The organism is Paenibacillus sp. JT22N15 (genome assembly GCF_059383755.1).
The window spans coordinates 22,678-39,980 of the sequence record NZ_JBXENV010000004.1; the positions used below are offsets into that span (position 1 = coordinate 22,678).

Consider the following 17,303-nt stretch of genomic DNA (forward strand, 5'->3'; position numbering starts at 1 on the left):
ATGTCTATTTTCAATATGAATTTATTATTTTTGCTCAACAAAACAAAATCTTCTATCTTTTTCATCTTATTTCTACAATATTAGCTTTGATTTTCTATTGAAAATCTAGCCCATTTGATATTTTTGGGCAGAGTCCTAACTGTGATGTGCAAGTTTTCCCATTCGGGTCACGATCTTATCCTAGATATTTTATTAGGCTCAATCTAGAACTAAAAGACAACAGCCCTCAACCATTCGACATAGCAAGAGCTGTTAATTCCAAACATGATGATATTTGTATATTACTTATCATTTATTTAAAAACAATTTGTTTTCCCTTAACATCGATATAGTAATAATACGAACTACCGACAAGCATATATGAAGCTAGCAACTTCATCATATTGAGGTTCTTATTGAAGCTATATTAAGTTTCAGACAGTATATACTCGTAATCATTAACTTTCCAATTCATGACTAATCCCGTTTCATTACCATATAGTTTTTTGAAAATATTGAACTTAATTTGGCTTTGAGATAATCCCGTATTCCATATTCGCAAATCAGACAGCTTGCCTTTAAACGTGTAGTGGTTCGTTCCGCCTTCTACATACCCGCCAATATTTACTTTATTCCCAACACTTACAGGGTGTTTGCTAGACGTTGCTGCAAAATCCCTTAAAGTTTGTTTTACACCGTCTATATACAGTTCGACATTGGTCGGGGTTATTTCTCCGTTATAAAAAACCGCTGCTACATGCACCCATCGGTTTTTCAATGTTGCCGACGGCACTCCCATAATATCTCCGTTGAAAATATTAAATCCGAACATACCCCCCGCTATATATAAATCATATCCTGGTTACCAAGCAAACGGCATCGCAGCTTCTGTACCATCCCAGTACATCCAAAATTCGACGGTATTTTTCCCACCTACTGCTGTATTGACATCGTTACTTGAGAGCTCTAGTACCTGATTCCCGTTAAATTGCTTAGACTCTAGAGGGTTGTCAGACAAGACCCATTCTCCCACAAGCCCCTGCTCATTTCCTGCTAGCTTGCGATACATGCTGGATTGAATTTGACCAGCAGACAACCCCGTATTCCATATTCGCATATTGGCCAGCTTGCCTTTAAACGTGTAGAGATTCGTTGCGCCTTCTGCATAACCGCCAATATTTACTTTATTGCCCACACTTACAGGTCGTCTGCTCGAGGCTGGCGCAAAATCCCTTAAAGTTTGTTTCACTCCATCTATGTAAAGCTCGACATTGGTTGGGTTTATTTCTCCGTTATAAAATACCGCTGCTACATGTACCCATCGGTTTTTCAACGTTGCTGACGGTACTCCCATAATATCTCCATTGAAAATATTAAATCCGAACATACCCGATGCTAAATACAAATCATATCCTGGATACCATGCAAATGGCATTGCAGCATCTGTACCATCCCAGTACATCCAAAATTCGACAGTGTTTTTTCCGCCTGCTGCTGTATTTACGCCATTACTTGAGAGCTCCAGCACTTGATTCCCATTAAATTGCTTTGATTCTATCGGGCTTTCGAACAAGACCCATTCTCCCACAAGTCCCTGCTCGTTTCCTGCTAGCTTGCGATACATGTTAGATTGAATTTGATCAGCAGAGAGCCCTTTATTCCATATTCGCATATTGGACAGCTTACCTTTAAACGTGTAGTGGTTCGCTCCTCCTTCTGCATACCCGCCAATATTCACTTTATTGCCTACACTTACAGGACGCCTGCTTGAGGTTGCTGCAAAATCCTTTAAAGTTTGCTTCACTCCATCTATGTAAAGCTCGACATTGGTTGGGTTTATTTCTCCGTTATAAAATACCGCTGCTACATGCACCCATCGGTTTTTCAATGTTTCCGACGGCACTCCCATGATATCTCCGTTGAAAATATTAAATCCGAACATACCCGATGCTAAATACAAATCATATCCTGAATACCATGCAAACGGCATCGCAGCATCTGTACCATCCCAGTACATCCAAAATTCGACGGTATTTTTCCCGCCTTCCGCTGTATTTACACCACCACTTGAGAGTTCCAGCACTTGATTCCCATTGTAAGTCAACCTATTAGTCGGACTCATTAAAATGCTCTTTTTTTGAAGCAAATTCCCATTCTCATCATAGTTATTTTTCATAAACCGCCCTGATGGTAAATGAATATATTCAAGTAAACCATTTTTATCATATATATATTTTGTTCCTGATTTAATAGCAGGCTGCCCTTGTGGAGCTTGAAGATTAATTGTAGAAGCATAAATACTTCCAACCGAATGGTACTGATCTAACATCACAAATATACAAATACTTATTATCATTTTGTAGCCATATGAATTTTTCACTTCTCTGCTCCTTTTATAATAATCTTGTTTCCCTTCATTTCCCTAAAAGACCCAACAACAAATATACCATTCTCCATTCCTATATTTCATTAAGATATTTTGTCGAATTTTAGCTTTAAATGTCGTAAAAATAGAAGTATAAGGTTATTAACACTTATTTTGATGGATTTCTAGATGTACTCTTCAACTATTAATGAGAGTACAATAAACTGAACATTAAAAAAAGCCCAGAGCCAATTCTTATGCAGGAGGAAGTCATTTACCCCTACACAAAATCAGCCTTGGGCTAGAAACAAGTTAATTAAACATCTTTCAATCTGTTTTTTACGGTATTTTCCTTTGTATGAACTCAATATTATCTATATCCAAGTAAGCCTTTTCCGCACCACTAGTTCCATTATAAACCCTATTCATTCTTGCTAAATTGCACTAAAGCGCAAGCGTCATAGGAGATAGTACTCCTGAGTGTAACCTACGCAGATATTCCTTTGGAGGCCTGTCTTATAGACTGCCGTGAATACGATCATTTTTGTAACAGCGAACGAAACGGTCCACTTCGGCAAAGATTAACCATTTATTTCACCTATTCGTAATTTTGTAACCGCAGCTTACTTTTATAATCAGGTCAACCTAATCATATCGTCATACAACAAATGTTGATGCTCTGGCAGCTCTTGATTATGATGAAAATGACCAAAAAACCATTTTTCATACTCAAGCTTACCTTTGATTTCATTGAAATAGTCATGCATTTGATCATTGTCTACGTGATTTAAATTCTCGAAGTTCAAGGATAGCCACTTCAAAGCGTCTGCTGCACAGGTATGGATAATGATATAGTCCACTTTCCATGAGCTTTGATCGAGGTTATGGAGACCCTCTTCATATTCCGCATAAGATGGCATTTCCCTCGGCCACCAAGAGATGTCAGCCTTGCAATATGGTTTGTCATGTGAAGCTGCTCCGCCAAATGTAAAAAGCTTTTTCCCTTCAAGCTTGAATATCTGGCCTCTCATCAAATGAATGATGCTTGGAGTAATTTTATGAACCTTGCCGCCATTCCACTGCTCAACCGGATAGGCTTCAAGAAGATTGAAATTTTCGTGGTTCCCATCTATAAATAAAGTAGTCCAAGGTTTATTCGTTAGCCACTTCAGCCAATACCAGTCTTCTCGATCCCCCGCCCACAGCAAACCAAAATCACCAGCAATAATGACATAATCATTTTTGGTCAGCGTTTTTCCGACAGGAAAATTTTTAGAGTTAAAACGTTTCCCAACGCTGATTGATCCATGAATATCGCCCGTTATGTATATGGACATCCTACCCATCCTTTTCTAAACTAACATTCTTCGGAAAATATTACCCATTCTTCAATGTTTTGTGTTTTCTCGACAGGCGTTTGCCCCTTGATCAACTGATTATTCCCATCATAAAAGAACGCAATCACAGAGAACTTCGAATCCTTCATGTCAGCCAGCTTCATGATCCCTTTTACGTTATAACTTTGACTGCCTTTCATAATCATCACCTGTGAGACATTCGCACCATCTCCAATATTGGGAAAGCTAGTTTCTGAGCTTGTCGTCCTTCGGGTATCGCTGCAGTGATGATTCCGTAAGTTCCCGTGACCCCTGACGCCATATATCGATCCCAGCCATCTGCTCCCCCATTTTCTCTTTTATCTGATTCAAAACCACCATTGAACACTTGATTAGTATCTTTCTGTAAGGTCGCAGTTACTCCATCCAGATATACCGTGCCTTGGGCATTGCTTGCCATTGCGCTTAAGTGAAGATGTACCCGTGCTGAGGTTGCATTTGCTGGGGCGGTGACATTTCCAGAAAACGTTGCCCAGTCTGCAGTGTTTTGGGTATACTCGACAGGCGTTTGCCCCTCGATCAACTGATTATTCCCATCATAAAAGAACACAATCACAGAGAACTTCGCATCCTTCATGTTAGCTAGCTTCAGCATCCCTTTTACGTTATAACTTTGACTGCCTTTCATAAACATCACCTGTGAGACATTCGCACCATCTCCAGTATTCGGAAATGAGGTTACCGTTAGTTTCTGGGCTTGTCGTCCTTCAGCTACTGCTGCGGTGATGATTTCGTAAGTTCCCGTGACCCCTGACGCCATATACCGATCCCAGCCATCTGCTCCCCCATCTTCTCTTTTATCTGATTCAAAACCACCATTGAACACTAGATTAGCCTCTTCCTGTAAGGTAACAGTTACTCCATCCAGATATACCGTGCCTTGGGCATTGCTTGCGGTTGCGCTTAAGTGAAGATGCACCCGTGCTGAGGTTGCATTTGCTGGGGCGGTGACATTTCCAGAAAACGTTGCCCAGTCTGCAGTGTTTTGGGTATACTCGACAGGCGTTTGCCCCTCGATCAACTGATTATTCCCATCATAAAAGAACACAATCACAGAGAACTTCGCATCCTTCATGTTAGCTAGCTTCAGCATCCCTTTTACGTTATAACTTTGACTGCCCTTCATAAACATCACCTGTGAGACATTCGCACCATCTCCAGTATTCGGAAATGAGGTTACCGTTAGTTTCTGTGCTTGTCGTCCTTCAGCTACCGCTGCGGTGATGATTCCGTAAGTTCCCGTGACCCCTGACGCCATATACCGGTCCCAGCCATCTACTCCCCCATCTTCTCTTTTATCTGATTCAAAACCACCATTGAACACTAGATTAGCCTCTTCCTGTAAGGTGGCGGTTACTCCATCCAGATATACCGTGCCTTGGGCATTGCTGGCAGTTGCGCTTAAGTGAAGATGCACCCGTGCTGAGGTTGCATTTGCTGGGGCGGTGACATTTCCAGAAAACGTTGCCCAGTCTGCAGTGTTTTGGGTATACTCGACAGGCGTTTGCCCCTCGATCAACTGATTATTCCCATCATAAAAGAACACAATCACAGAGAACTTCGCATCCTTCATGTTAGCTAGCTTCAGCATCCCTTTTACGTTATAACTTTGACTGCCTTTCATAAACATCACCTGTGAGACATTCGCACCATCTCCAGTATTCGGAAATGAGGTTACCGTTAGTTTCTGGGCTTGTCGTCCTTCAGCTACTGCTGCGGTGATGATTTCGTAAGTTCCCGTGACCCCTGACGCCATATACCGATCCCAGCCATCTGCTCCCCCATCTTCTCTTTTATCTGATTCAAAACCACCATTGAACACTAGATTAGCCTCTTCCTGTAAGGTAACAGTTACTCCATCCAGATATACCGTGCCTTGGGCATTGCTTGCGGTTGCGCTTAAGTGAAGATGCACCCGTGCTGAGGTTGCATTAGCTGGGGCGGTGATATTTCCAGAAAACGTTGCCCAGTCTGCAGTGTTTTGGGTATTCTCGACAGGCGTTTGCCCCTCGATCAACTGATTATTCCCATCATAAAAGAACACAATCACAGAGAACTTCGCATCCTTCATGTTAGCTAGCTTCAGCATCCCTTTTACGTTATAACTTTGACTGCCTTTCATAAACATCACCTGTGAGACATTCGCACCATCTCCAGTATTCGGAAATGAGGTTACCGTTAGTTTCTGGGCTTGTCGTCCTTCAGCTACTGCTGCGGTGATGATTTCGTAAGTTCCCGTGACCCCTGACGCCATATACCGATCCCAGCCATCTGCTCCCCCATCTTCTCTTTTATCTGATTCAAAACCACCATTGAACACTAGATTAGCCTCTTCCTGTAAGTTGGCGGTTACTCCATCCAGATATACCGTGCCTTGGGCATTGCTGGCAGTTGCGCTTAAGTGAAGATGCACCCGTGCTGAGGTTGCATTAGCTGGGGCGGTGATATTTCCAGAAAACGTTGCCCAATCTGCAGTGTTTTGGGTATACTCGACAGGCGTTTGCCCCTCGATCAACTGATTATTCCCATCATAAAAGAACACAATCACGGAGAACTTCGCATCCTTCATGTTAGACAGCTTCAGCATCCCTTTTACGTTATAATTTTGACTGCCTTTCATAAACATCACCTGTGAGACATTCGCACCATCTCCAGTATTCGGAAATGAGGTTACCGTTAGTTTCTGTGCTTGTCGTCCTTCAGCTACCGCTGCGGTGATGATTTCGTAAGTTCCCGTGACCCCTGACGCCATATATCGATCCCAGCCATCTGCTGCATTCTCGGAACCCGAATAATTCTCAAACCCAGAATTAGATAATAGATTATCGATCATTGATTTACTCAGTAAATTCCCATTTCTATCGTATTTCATCTCAATGGTACCGTTCGAATTAGTTAATTCAACTAGCTGCCCATTTTTGTTATAAATATAATTTGTTCCTGATTTCGCTCCTACAACTGGAATAACTAATATAAAAACTATTATTAAGCAAATAAACAAAAAGGCTGATTTTCTTAGCATCATTTTTCTCCTTCATTTTACAAATCCCAATCTTTCAAACTTTTCAATCCACATTGGTAGTTATTAAATTTCCGTTCTGATCATAAGAGTATCTAATAACTTGATTATCCGGCAATCTAATTTGAACTAATCTTCCATTATCATCATATTGATAGGTTGTTAATTGCCGAATGATAGTAATTATCTTGATCTCCCGTTGTGAAAGTTACGGTTTTCATTCCTTTGGTGCCTGTAACATCGTTCCATGTGGTCCAGCCTTGCATTTCAGTATTATCTATTCCACGGGCAGTAAAATAAAAATAACGATTGATATCACCAGGCTGCATATCTACTGCTTTATAAGCAAAGCTCACGGTGTAGGTCGTATTGCGCTGAAATTTCACTTTGTTAATATCCGTGCTTGCGAAGTCTTTTCCTCCATTGGCTGTAGTATGACTTAAGAAGGCGGAGTATGATCCGCTGACTACTTTTGAAGGATCGCTAGTAATTATTCCGGATACCGAAAAAAAGTTGGTTGCGCTGTAAGATCCTTGCTCAAAGGATTCACTGACTTTCTCGATTTTGATATCATCCAACGATAGAGCCCCGCCTTGATGTATCCCCCAGATTAAATAGTAATTCTCTTTATTTCCTGTTGTAAAAGTCATCGTTCTGATTCCGCTATTCCCGACTTCATCCGTCCAAGAGGTATATCCTTTGTCCTCCTGAGTATCATTATCAGTGCTTCGAGCTAGAAAGTAGAAAAAGCGATTAGCATCTGAGGGATTCATCTCTATTGATTTATAGGAGAAAGTAACAGAATAGGTTGTATTCTTCTCGAATTTAACTTTACTTGAATCTGTATAATTAAATTCTTTCCAGACTTCTGACGGAAGAGAGCTTAATAATGCCGAGTATCTCCCATTCACTACTTTTTGTGGATCGCTAGTAATCGTTCCATAGATCGGAATATAGCTGGTGCCAGCATAAGCCCCACTCTCGAATGTTTCTCTAGGCGTGATAATATTTTCTGCTGCAAATGCTTTAATCTGACTAATACTTAGCATAAAAATAAAAAAGACGGTCTGTAGCAAATAAATTAGTTATCTAGTTCTTTTCAATACATTCACACTCCTGAGGTTATTTAGGTAATCTGAAGACAATTAGCAGATACCGCATTATTACTGCTTTGAATTTTAAATTCTTTGGGGAAAGAAAACGTTTCTCGAGGGATCCGGCTAATTCTCTCTCCATGTACCAAATTGTTTAGAGCCATAGATAAGCGTCCTAACTTATGGAAACAATAACTTCCTCAACAATCATAAGTCACCATCTCATCTTTTGAAACGGTGGTATTTTGTCGATTAATCAGTTTTTTTGTCAATTAAACAGATTTATTGTCGATTAAAATAAAAATCAATTAAATTTTAAAAGAGTATTAAATGATTTTTAGAGTTAATGCGAAAAACCCGCAACTTTCTAATAAATTATTGTAACTACTTAGGTAGATTAAAAACTGAACTAGTATCTTTGAGCTTACTATTGCAGTGTTATTATCTGAATTTTCATGACTTTCTACTGAAATGGCAAGGGAGCATAAAAAAGCCCACTCCACAAATTCATGGACTGGACAATTTCTACTATGTCATGTCTATCTACCTAGCATCCTGCTACTTCAACCCAAAAGCCTGCTCCAGCTCCACAATACGCGATTGCTCCATATGCACAATAGCACCAATGTTTTTCGCTGATATGGTCGCCTTCGCGCTATATTCGGCGACCTCCAGGCGGTCGAAGGCGTTCAGCAGGCTTTGCCCGGTGACGATGACACAGTCATTTTCGGCAATGACGATGGGCGTATTCTCCTGAAAAAGCTGCGCCGCCTCCTGCGGCTTCGTATACAAATCCCCATACGGAAGCTTCGGAATATTCCGCAGCAAAATATAGCTTTCCGGGATCGTCCGCGAATCCAGCATCTCCTCCGTAACCGCAAACGCCATAATGTTGGGCGGATGGGCAATAATAACCGAATTTACATGCGGCTGTGTCTCATAAATATGCTGGTGAAACTGTACCGAGCGGCTTGGCACCTTGCCTGCCTCTTTCTTTCCACCGTCAATACGCACGAGATCCGCTGGCTCCACATATTTACGGTCCTGATTAAACGGCGTAATAATGAAGGAATTTTCACCGACCCGATGGGAAAACGTTCCCTGCGTACTCGTAAACAGCCGCTGATCGTAAGAACGCTTAATAAGCTTGCACATCTCCCGGCGTGCTTCCTTCTCCTCACTGCTGTAAAAATCCGGTACAAACTCCTCCAGCAGCACCTCGCGCGTATCCGCCAGCTGATCGGCCAGCGACGTTACCGGCTTGCCAATCCGGTTCGCCTGAATTTCCATGCGCGCGCAATATTCCAGCGTTTCGAATCTTTGAAAGGCTTCAAATAAATCGCGGCCGCCTACAACAACACCGTGATTTTCCAGCATAATCGTGTTCAGCCCTTCGCTGAATACGTCCGCTATATTTTCGCCCAGCTCCGCGCTTCCCGGCAAGCCGTATTTCGCTATGCCTACCTCGCCGCAGATCAAATAGTCATTCGGCAGCAGACGAACATTAGGCACTTTACGCACCATGCTGAACGCCACAAGTGCAGGTGGATGTGCATGAACAACCGCCCGAATATCCGGCCTTCTGCGATAAATCATCTGATGAAACGGGTATTCGCTCGATGGCCTGTGATTGCCCGCAATCGTACCATCCGCCTTCACACAAACGATGTCCTGACGCGTCAGCTCTCCCTTGTCGATCCCCGCAGGCGTAATCCAAAGATCGCCGTTATCGTCCAAAATCGATAAATTGCCGCCTGAGGTCGTCGTCATCCCATAACCGTAAATGCGCTCCATCATCATGACAAGCTGATCGGAAGGATGTAATAAGGTGAATTCCATGTGCGTGTCCCCCTTTTTTGCATTCAATATCTTTGTTTATATTGTATTACTTTTGTTTGTTTTTGAAAGTGACTTTTCTTACATATCTTTTAACCTTTTCTCGCAAAAATAAAGCGGCGTCCAGCAGCGTATCATCTTGCTTTACACGTCAAAAAGGAATGCCTCAGGTTCATAGATAGCCCCGAAGCATTCCCACTTTTCAATCTATATACAAATCTATATACAAATCTATATACAAATCTATATACAAATCTATATACATCATTGTCCCATATCCAACACTTTCACCAATTACAAACTACAGCTTACGCTCCCGCCTGCGGGCAACGCCTGAAGCATAAGCCGCTTCAATGACCGCCTCTTTGACGCGATCCGCTACATTCGGATTAAAAATGCTCGGAATGATGTAATATTCATTCAGCTCATCCTCGGTAACCACCGCAGCAATCGCTTGGGCGGCAGCGAGCTTCATTTCCTCCGTCACCCGCGAAGCCCGGCAGTCCAATACGCCGCGGAACAATCCGGGGAAGCATAATACATTGTTAATCTGATTCGGATAATCCGACCGTCCCGTCGCAATGACGCGCACAAGGCCTTCCGCCTCCTCCGGCGTAATTTCCGGCGTTGGATTCGCCATCGCGAACACAATGGCATCCTTCGCCATTTTGCGAACATCATCAGCCTTCAGCACGCCCGGCCCCGATACGCCGATAAAAATATCTGCGCCCGCAATGACTTCACTCAGCTTGCCCTGCTCCCGGTTCGGATTCGTATGCTCCGCATACCAACTCCACGCTTCATGCTCGTAGCTGTTACCAGCCACGAGTGCGCCGTCACGGTCAACCCCGATGATGTTCCGCACACCTGCTGCTAACAAAATCTTCGTGCAGGCAATTCCTGCCGCCCCTACGCCGCACAGCACAACCTTGCAATCTGCGAGCTGCTTGTCTGCCAGCTTGACCGCATTAATAAGGCCTGCGAGCAGCACGACAGCTGTACCATGCTGGTCATCGTGGAATACCGGAATATCCAGCTCCTCAATGAGACGCCTTTCAATTTCGAAGCAGCGTGGCGACGAAATATCTTCGAGATTAATGCCGCCGAATGTGGGGGCAATGCGCTTAATGGTCGCAATAATCTCTTCCGTATCCTGTGTATCGAGGCAGATCGGGAAAGCATCGACTCCCGCGAGCTGTTTGAACAGCATCGCCTTGCCCTCCATGACCGGCATCGCTGCGAGCGGGCCGATATTGCCGAGCCCTAATACCGCGGTTCCGTCCGATACGACGGCAATCGTATTTCTTTTTATCGTGAGCGAGTGTGCCCGCTTCGGGCTTTCATGAATCGCCATGCATATATTCGCCACGCCCGGCGTGTACACTCGCGATAGATCATCGCGCGTTTTAATCGTCATTTTTGGCGTTACTTCGATTTTGCCGCCCAAATGCATAAGAAAGGTCTGGTCCGATACCTGAAGCACCTTTACGCCCGGCGACTTATTTAATACGCTTACAATTAACTCTTTGCGCTGCGTATCCGTAATATTGACCGTCACATCACGAATCGTCGATGTTTTGCTTGTCCCGCTGACGTCAACGGCTACAATGTCGCCGCCCGCTTCCCCAATTGCCGTAGCAATCCGTCCAAAGGTTGACGTTTCCTTGTCCATTTCCAAACGCAGTACGATATTCGTGCTTCCCGTTGCTGGCACCGCCATCCTGACCACACTCCCATGCAAACGCTTATGCGCTTGCTATTTGCCTTCATGTTAACGGTTACATGAAAACGTGGGAAGCTTTTGACCATATTGTTGGTTTTGGTCATTTTGGTCTTTGCTGCAATACGTAGCGATTGATCGGACGCCCAACCCCGCCATAGTTGATTTCCAGCTTCACATAACCGCTCTTCTCCAAAAAATCCAAGTAACGCCGTGCCGTCACTCTGGCGATACCGATTCCCTCGGCTGCTTCCTCCGCGGAAACCCCACCCTCCAAGCGATGCATGACCTCGACGATTTGCCGCAATGTAGCCGCATTAAGACCTTTCGGCAGGCTGCTTTGCTGCTCATCCAGCCCAGCAAGTCCGGCTTGCCTTGCTTGTCCTGTTTGTTCAGCTTGTCCAACTTGTCCTGCTGGCCCTGTTTGTCCAGCCTGCCCAGCTTCCTGCTGCCCATAACCGTGCTTCTGCCCTTGCACCCAGTTTTCCCCACTCAGCAGCATTCGATCAAGCTCATCCTGGGTAACAGCATCTTCTGCTGCCAAGCTTTCGTGGCGGTCACGATAACGCTCCAATGTCTGGCGAATCCGCTCCAGCTTGAACGGCTTAATAATATAATCCATCGCGCCTCCGCGCAGCATTTCGCGAATCGTCTCCGGATCTTTCGCCGCCGTTACCACAATAACGTCAACCGGCATTGCCGCCGAACGCAGCTCCCGCAGGGCAGCCATCCCATCAAGCGCAGGCATAAAAACATCAAGAAACACCAAATCCGGCGCAAGCTCACGGATGAGACGCAAGCCCTCCTGCCCGTTCCCCGCAATGCCCACGACCTGAAAACCGTCTACTTGCTCGACAAACTGGCGGTTCACCTCCTGCACCATTGGATCATCTTCAATTAACACCACTTTGAAAAAGCGTCCGTCATGCACCTTGTCCTTGTCCTCCGCTTTCACGTTCATCCGCCAGCTCCTCCCATTGGAAATGTTAGCTCTATAGCCGTGCCGCTTCCTAGCTCCGACTGAATGCGCAGCTCCCCATCGCCCTTATCCACGATGCTGGCCACCAAATACAGTCCAATGCCGCGATTATCGCTGCCTTTCGTCGTAAAGCCCCGCTCCATCACACGAGCCTGTACTTCCTCTGTCATGCCGCAGCCATTATCTTCAACAAGAATGGACAGCAGTTCTTCATCCTGCTCCATACTAACATAAATTTCCTTTTGGCCACGTTCTACTTGTGCCAGTGCATCAAAAGCATTTTCGATCAAATTGCCGATAAGCAGCACCATATCATGCTGATCCAGCATGGCGGGGAATTGCTTTACCTCCATATGAGGATCAAGTTTAACTTGAATGCCCAGCTCCTTGCCCCGGCTGATTTTGCCAAGCAGCAGGCCCGCCAGGCTGTCATCGGCAATATGCTGATGAAGAAACTGCATCAGTTCCTCCTGCTGACCGGAAATATCATACACATATTGGAGCGCCTGCTCTTTTTTATCCAGCTGAAGCAGCCCGGCAATCGTATGCAGCTTGTTGCTATGCTCATGATTTTGCACCCGCAGCGCATCGATGAACTCCTGCACACCCGTCAATTCCTCTGCCATTCGCGCCACCTCGGTCCGATCTTGAAAAATCGCGATGGCCCCGATCATTTTTCCCTGCTCACGAATTGGAATGCGGTTGCTCCAGATCAGCGCATTGCCCACTCGCAGCTCCTGATTGAACACGGGCCGCTCCAGCTCCATAATTTCCGGCAGCCGCGTATCCGGCAGCACTTCACGGATTGGCAAGCCCACTACGTCGCGGGATACGCTGAAAATCTGCTTTGCCCGCTCATTAAAAATCGTAATCCGCTCAAGGCGGTCAATCGCAATGACCCCTTCATGCATCGCCTGAAAAGCCGCCGAGCGTTCCCCATACATGCGGGCAATTTCATGCGGCTCCAAATTGTACATTTGCCGCTTAATATGGCGGGCAAGCAGCGCAGACCCGAAAATCCCAAACAATAAAGCGATCAGCAGCGTAAGCGCAATCGAGCTTTTCTGCTCCTCAATAAGCTTCGCCAGCCCAGGCAGCAGCCCGCCGGCCACGACGACGCCTACCTGCTCATGCGCCTCATTCATAATCGGGACATAAGCGCGCAGCGCAACGCCCGCCTCCCCTTTCAGCTTGGACATATACGTGTGCTCGGCAAACGCCGCGTCCGCATCCGATGATTCAAACCTGCCGCCGATCCTCGCCGCCAATGGATGCGAAAGCCTCATCCGGTTCATGTCCAGCACGACGACATACGCCACATTGTTGATGATGCGGATATTGTCCGCCACAGGCGCAATCCAGCTTGCGCTATCCGGTTCATTGATCTGATTTTTAATGCTCGGCAGCTCGGCAACGGTGCGGGCCGTAATCAGCAGCCGCTGCTTAAGCTCGTCCTCCTTCATGCGGGTGACGCTCCCAATGACGACAATGCCACCGATAAGCAGCGAGAGGAGAACGAGTCCAAACGATAGTAAAATCATTTTCCAATAAATTCGCAGGCGGCTAAGCATCGCTTCTCCTCCGTATTTTACGTTTTTTCTCTATTGTGAAATAATGAGGGTAAAATAGCAACTGCGGCAAACGCTGCTAATCTGGCCAAAGGGAGGTGGTTCAAAAATGAAAACCGCAATCGGAATAATCAGCTTTATTGCTGTTGGTTTGCTGGCGGCCATTTTGTTCGGCTTTCGTCCCGAGGCGACTCGTTCCCTGCCCTTTGATGATGAACAGACGGGACTGAAAGAGCGGATCGTCATTAAATTCAGCCATGTGGTCGCGGAAAATACACCGAAAGGACTGGCGGCAAGCCATTTCGCCAAGCTCGTGAAAGAAAAGACCAATGACGCCGTCGAAATTCAAGTATTTCCGAACGGCATGCTGTATACCGAGGATACGGAGGTCGCGGCACTCAAACGTGGTGATATCCAAATGATTGCGCCGGCTTACTCCAATCTCAGCGTTATTGACCCCGCTTGGCTCATTATGGACCTGCCGTTTGCTTTCGCTGATCAGCATGCCGTCGATTCGGCGCTTGATGGCACATTAGGCGAGCTTTTATTTGCCTCAATGGAGCGGCATCATATAAAGGGTGCTGCCTTCTGGAGCAACGGCTTCAAGCAAATGACCGACAGCGTCCGTCCACTGCGGGTTCCCGAGGATTTTAAAGGGCTGAATTTTCGCATATTGCCAAGCGACGTGCTGGTCAGCCAGTTTCAGGCACTAGGTGCCACTACAAGCAAAATTCCCTTCAACGAAGTATTTGCAAGCTTAAAGAAAGGCACTGTAGATGGACAGGAAAATACGATTTCCAACATTTTTACGAAGCAGCTTTACCAGACGCAGCATTATATGACGATTAGCAATCATGGTTATCTCGGCTATGGCGTCATGTTCAACGAAAGCTTCTGGGACGGGCTCCCCCCGGGCATTCAGGCCGAGCTGCAAAGCGCGCTTGCAGAAACAACCGAGTGGATGAAGCAAAATACAGCAGCCATGCAGGAGCAGCAGCTTCGCCAGCTCAAGCAATTGAAGGATATTGACATTCATACGCTAACTCCGCAGGAGCGTGCGCAATGGGTACAGGCTTTTCTGCCGATTTATGACCAATACCGCGAGATTATCGGGGAACCGCTGATGAATGAAATCGCGCGACCAAAATAACCAAAACGAACAATATGACCGTATGCTTGTGACAGGGGCTCTCCTTCTTTTACAATGAGGACGCAAACGAAAATAAAGCGTTTTCATTTTGATAAAAGAAAGTGGGGACCTCCTCATGAAGCTGAAATTCAACCTGAAAAACCTAACCGTCCAAGTCGTGTGTGCTATCGTTGTTGGTATTTTATTCGGCCATTTCTTCCCGGAGTTTGGCGAGAAAATGAAAGTGCTTGCTGATGGATTTATTAAGCTGATCAAAATGGTTATTGCGCCCATCGTCTTTTTCACCGTCGTAAACGGCATTGCCAATATGGGCGATATGAAAAAAGTCGGCCGCATCGGCGGCAAAGCGCTGCTCTATTTTGAAATTGTGACGACGGTGGCGCTTGCGATCGGTCTCCTCGTCGTCAATATCGTGAAGCCGGGCGCAGGCATTGATGCCAGCAAGGCGAGCGGCGACATTACGAAGTACACCGACGCAGCTGCCCAGTCCAGCCACAGCATGGTTGATTTTATTCTCGGCATTATTCCGGATAACGTCATTTCGGCCATGGCTGGCGGCGATTTGCTGCCGATTCTCCTATTCGCAATTTTGTTCGGCTTGTCGCTAACGGCGATGGGCGAGTCGGCAAAACCCGTTATCCAGCTGTTTGACAAGCTGTCGCATGGCTTTTTCGGCATCGTCAATATGATTATGAAGCTTTCGCCGCTTGCGGCTTTCGGCGCTATGTCCTACACCATCGGCAAGTTCGGCATTGGCTCACTGACCTCGCTGGGCAAGCTGATGGGCTCCGTCTATATTACGATGGCGCTGTTCATTATTATTGTGCTTGGCTCGATTGCCCGTTTTTATGGCTTTAGCATTTTCAGCTTTATCCGTTATATCAAGGATGAAATCTTCCTCGTGCTTGGCACTTCATCCTCCGAATCGGCGCTGCCGCGCATGATGGATAAGCTTGAAAAATACGGCTGCTCCAAGCCGGTCGTCGGGCTCGTCGTTCCAACCGGCTACTCGTTCAACCTTGACGGTACGGCGATTTATTTGTCCATGGCCGCAATGTTCGTCGCCCAAGCCTCCGGCGTTGAGATGTCGCTGTGGCAGCAAATTACGCTGCTCGGCATACTGATGCTAACGTCTAAGGGAGCCGCAGGCGTTACGGGCTCCGGTTTTATTACGCTGGCAGCAACGCTTGCCGCATTCCCGAGCATTCCCGTCGCTGGCATGGCGCTGCTGCTCGGCGTTGACCGCTTCATGTCCGAAGCCCGTGCCATCACGAACCTGATCGGCAACGGCGTCGCAACCGTCGTCGTCGCCAAAATGGAAAATGAATTTCATCCAGGCGGCGCGCCGGAAGCGCCTGTAGCCGCGAAAGTTGAGCCTACTACTGCAAGCACAAGTCTCGCTGGTAAGTTGGTGAAGCCTGCTGCGGAGCAGTCTTAAGCTGGTCCCCAACTAACTTGCTCACAAAAGCATAAAAAAGCGCAGCGTCCTGCAAATACAGGGAAACTGCGCTTTTTTTAGATAGTAGAAACAATCAATATACATATAGCTCGGTTTATCATTTCAATTTCATATTCATGTTGCTGGAAAATCCAATCTGTTCATTATTTTATGATCAAGATCATTTCTAGATATTCTTCACCAAGTTCATCTAATGGGCCAAAAATAAACCTTGCTCCGTTTATAGAATACTCATCTTCTATAACGTCGTAGACTAACTCCCTAGAATAAATTCGTTTTAATTCCGTAAGCGTTGAGCCTAATCCAATTCCGTTAGATAGCTTACCACTGAAATTCTTTTCAACAGAGATGCAGATAAGTTCCTCTTGATCAATTGAAAACCATAATGTAATGGATTCAGATTCATAAGCAATATAATCATGATAAGTAACGATGGAATATTGAAATTCAACATAGGAATCGACTATAGCTTTATGATTCCCTAATTGAAACGGTCCAATTCCAACTTTGGGGTATGTATCATAATGCAAATAGTAATTCAAACTGAACATCATCTAACCTCCCCAATATGTGCTAACCTCTCTTCAAATTCATGGCGGATTGTCAATCTAAGTGCGACACTTCAACCCTAAAAGCTTCGTATGGTGTTTTCCATCCCAGACATTTTCGTAGTCGATTATTCAGGAGAAACAAAGCGCACGTTAAGTCCTCTTCTGAAACATCTACAAAACCAAAGC

At 45.6% G+C, this 17,303-nt stretch carries 14 protein-coding genes; 2 read left to right on the forward strand and 12 right to left on the reverse strand.

All coding sequences use genetic code 11. The features are described 5' to 3' along the window. Positions 1–406: 406 nt before the first annotated feature. The 11 genes from AC50X8_RS08670 to AC50X8_RS08720 all read right to left on the reverse strand — a co-directional run bounded on the left by AC50X8_RS08670 (position 407) and on the right by AC50X8_RS08720 (position 13,960). Positions 407–811, reverse strand: coding sequence for a LamG-like jellyroll fold domain-containing protein (locus AC50X8_RS08670; RefSeq protein ID WP_494879341.1), 405 nt, complete (start codon positions 809–811; stop codon positions 407–409). 30 nt (positions 812–841) lie between these two features. Continuing rightward, a complete protein-coding gene (locus AC50X8_RS08675) occupies positions 842–2,359 on the reverse strand; it encodes a LamG domain-containing protein (protein ID WP_494879342.1) in 1,518 nt (505 codons plus the stop codon). Positions 2,360–2,979: 620 nt separating this feature from the next. Then, positions 2,980–3,681, reverse strand: a complete 702-nt coding sequence (locus tag AC50X8_RS08680; protein WP_494879343.1) for a metallophosphatase — start codon at positions 3,679–3,681, stop codon at positions 2,980–2,982. A 20-nt stretch (positions 3,682–3,701) separates the two neighbouring features. Next, the gene (locus AC50X8_RS08685; RefSeq protein WP_494879345.1) at positions 3,702–3,881 is read right to left on the reverse strand and encodes a hypothetical protein; all 180 of its coding nucleotides are present in this window, start codon (positions 3,879–3,881) and stop codon (positions 3,702–3,704) included. 5 nt (positions 3,882–3,886) lie between these two features. After that, a complete protein-coding gene (locus tag AC50X8_RS08690) occupies positions 3,887–6,763 on the reverse strand; it encodes a carbohydrate binding domain-containing protein (RefSeq protein WP_494879346.1) in 2,877 nt (958 codons plus the stop codon). 43 nt (positions 6,764–6,806) lie between these two features. Then, positions 6,807–6,953 (reverse strand): RHS repeat domain-containing protein, encoded by a 147-nt coding sequence (locus AC50X8_RS08695; RefSeq protein ID WP_494879696.1) that lies wholly within the window; start codon positions 6,951–6,953, stop codon positions 6,807–6,809. Further along, positions 6,907–7,809 (reverse strand): hypothetical protein, encoded by a 903-nt coding sequence (locus AC50X8_RS08700; RefSeq protein ID WP_494879348.1) that lies wholly within the window; start codon positions 7,807–7,809, stop codon positions 6,907–6,909. Before AC50X8_RS08700 ends, AC50X8_RS08695 begins: the two co-directional genes overlap by 47 nt. Positions 7,810–8,412: 603 nt before the next feature. After that, complete coding sequence (locus tag AC50X8_RS08705; protein WP_494879350.1) at positions 8,413–9,693, reverse strand: class II aldolase/adducin family protein; 1,281 nt, start codon at positions 9,691–9,693, stop codon at positions 8,413–8,415. Between the two features lie 298 nt (positions 9,694–9,991). Continuing rightward, the gene (locus AC50X8_RS08710; RefSeq protein ID WP_494879352.1) at positions 9,992–11,410 is read right to left on the reverse strand and encodes an NAD-dependent malic enzyme; all 1,419 of its coding nucleotides are present in this window, start codon (positions 11,408–11,410) and stop codon (positions 9,992–9,994) included. A 103-nt stretch (positions 11,411–11,513) separates the two neighbouring features. Continuing rightward, entirely contained in the window at positions 11,514–12,371 is an 858-nt protein-coding gene (locus AC50X8_RS08715) for a response regulator (RefSeq protein WP_494879354.1), read from the reverse strand. Continuing rightward, positions 12,368–13,960, reverse strand: coding sequence for an ATP-binding protein (locus AC50X8_RS08720; protein WP_494879356.1), 1,593 nt, complete (start codon positions 13,958–13,960; stop codon positions 12,368–12,370). Before AC50X8_RS08720 ends, AC50X8_RS08715 begins: the two co-directional genes overlap by 4 nt. Positions 13,961–14,066: 106 nt before the next feature. On the opposite strand from AC50X8_RS08720, the gene AC50X8_RS08725 reads away from it, so the two are divergent. Further along, the gene (locus AC50X8_RS08725; protein ID WP_494879358.1) at positions 14,067–15,107 is read left to right on the forward strand and encodes a DctP family TRAP transporter solute-binding subunit; all 1,041 of its coding nucleotides are present in this window, start codon (positions 14,067–14,069) and stop codon (positions 15,105–15,107) included. A gap of 115 nt (positions 15,108–15,222) precedes the next feature. Beyond that, positions 15,223–16,545 (forward strand): dicarboxylate/amino acid:cation symporter, encoded by a 1,323-nt coding sequence (locus AC50X8_RS08730; protein WP_494862959.1) that lies wholly within the window; start codon positions 15,223–15,225, stop codon positions 16,543–16,545. A gap of 164 nt (positions 16,546–16,709) precedes the next feature. Here AC50X8_RS08730 and AC50X8_RS08735 read toward each other — a convergent pair whose 3' ends face one another. After that, positions 16,710–17,117 carry a hypothetical protein gene (locus AC50X8_RS08735; RefSeq protein WP_494879359.1) on the reverse strand — a complete coding sequence of 136 codons (408 nt, stop codon included), beginning with the start codon at positions 17,115–17,117 and terminating at the stop codon, positions 16,710–16,712. Positions 17,118–17,303 lie beyond the last annotated feature (186 nt).

What these genes read in the sequence shown, in the direction of transcription:
- AC50X8_RS08690 (WP_494879346.1), bottom strand. Translation starts at nt 6,763, where the DNA reads ATGCTAAGAAAATCAGCCTTTTTGTTTATTTGCTTAATAATAGTTTTT.
- AC50X8_RS08715 (WP_494879354.1), bottom strand. Translation starts at nt 12,371, where the DNA reads ATGAACGTGAAAGCGGAGGACAAGGACAAGGTGCATGACGGACGCTTT.
- AC50X8_RS08735 (WP_494879359.1), bottom strand. Translation starts at nt 17,117, where the DNA reads ATGTTCAGTTTGAATTACTATTTGCATTATGATACATACCCCAAAGTT.
- AC50X8_RS08700 (WP_494879348.1), bottom strand. Translation starts at nt 7,809, where the DNA reads ATGCTAAGTATTAGTCAGATTAAAGCATTTGCAGCAGAAAATATTATC.
- AC50X8_RS08730 (WP_494862959.1), top strand. Translation starts at nt 15,223, where the DNA reads ATGAAGCTGAAATTCAACCTGAAAAACCTAACCGTCCAAGTCGTGTGT.
- AC50X8_RS08710 (WP_494879352.1), bottom strand. Translation starts at nt 11,410, where the DNA reads ATGGCGGTGCCAGCAACGGGAAGCACGAATATCGTACTGCGTTTGGAA.
- AC50X8_RS08720 (WP_494879356.1), bottom strand. Translation starts at nt 13,960, where the DNA reads ATGCTTAGCCGCCTGCGAATTTATTGGAAAATGATTTTACTATCGTTT.
- AC50X8_RS08680 (WP_494879343.1), bottom strand. Translation starts at nt 3,681, where the DNA reads ATGTCCATATACATAACGGGCGATATTCATGGATCAATCAGCGTTGGG.
- AC50X8_RS08685 (WP_494879345.1), bottom strand. Translation starts at nt 3,881, where the DNA reads ATGAAAGGCAGTCAAAGTTATAACGTAAAAGGGATCATGAAGCTGGCT.
- AC50X8_RS08705 (WP_494879350.1), bottom strand. Translation starts at nt 9,693, where the DNA reads ATGGAATTCACCTTATTACATCCTTCCGATCAGCTTGTCATGATGATG.
- AC50X8_RS08725 (WP_494879358.1), top strand. Translation starts at nt 14,067, where the DNA reads ATGAAAACCGCAATCGGAATAATCAGCTTTATTGCTGTTGGTTTGCTG.
- AC50X8_RS08670 (WP_494879341.1), bottom strand. Translation starts at nt 811, where the DNA reads ATGTTCGGATTTAATATTTTCAACGGAGATATTATGGGAGTGCCGTCG.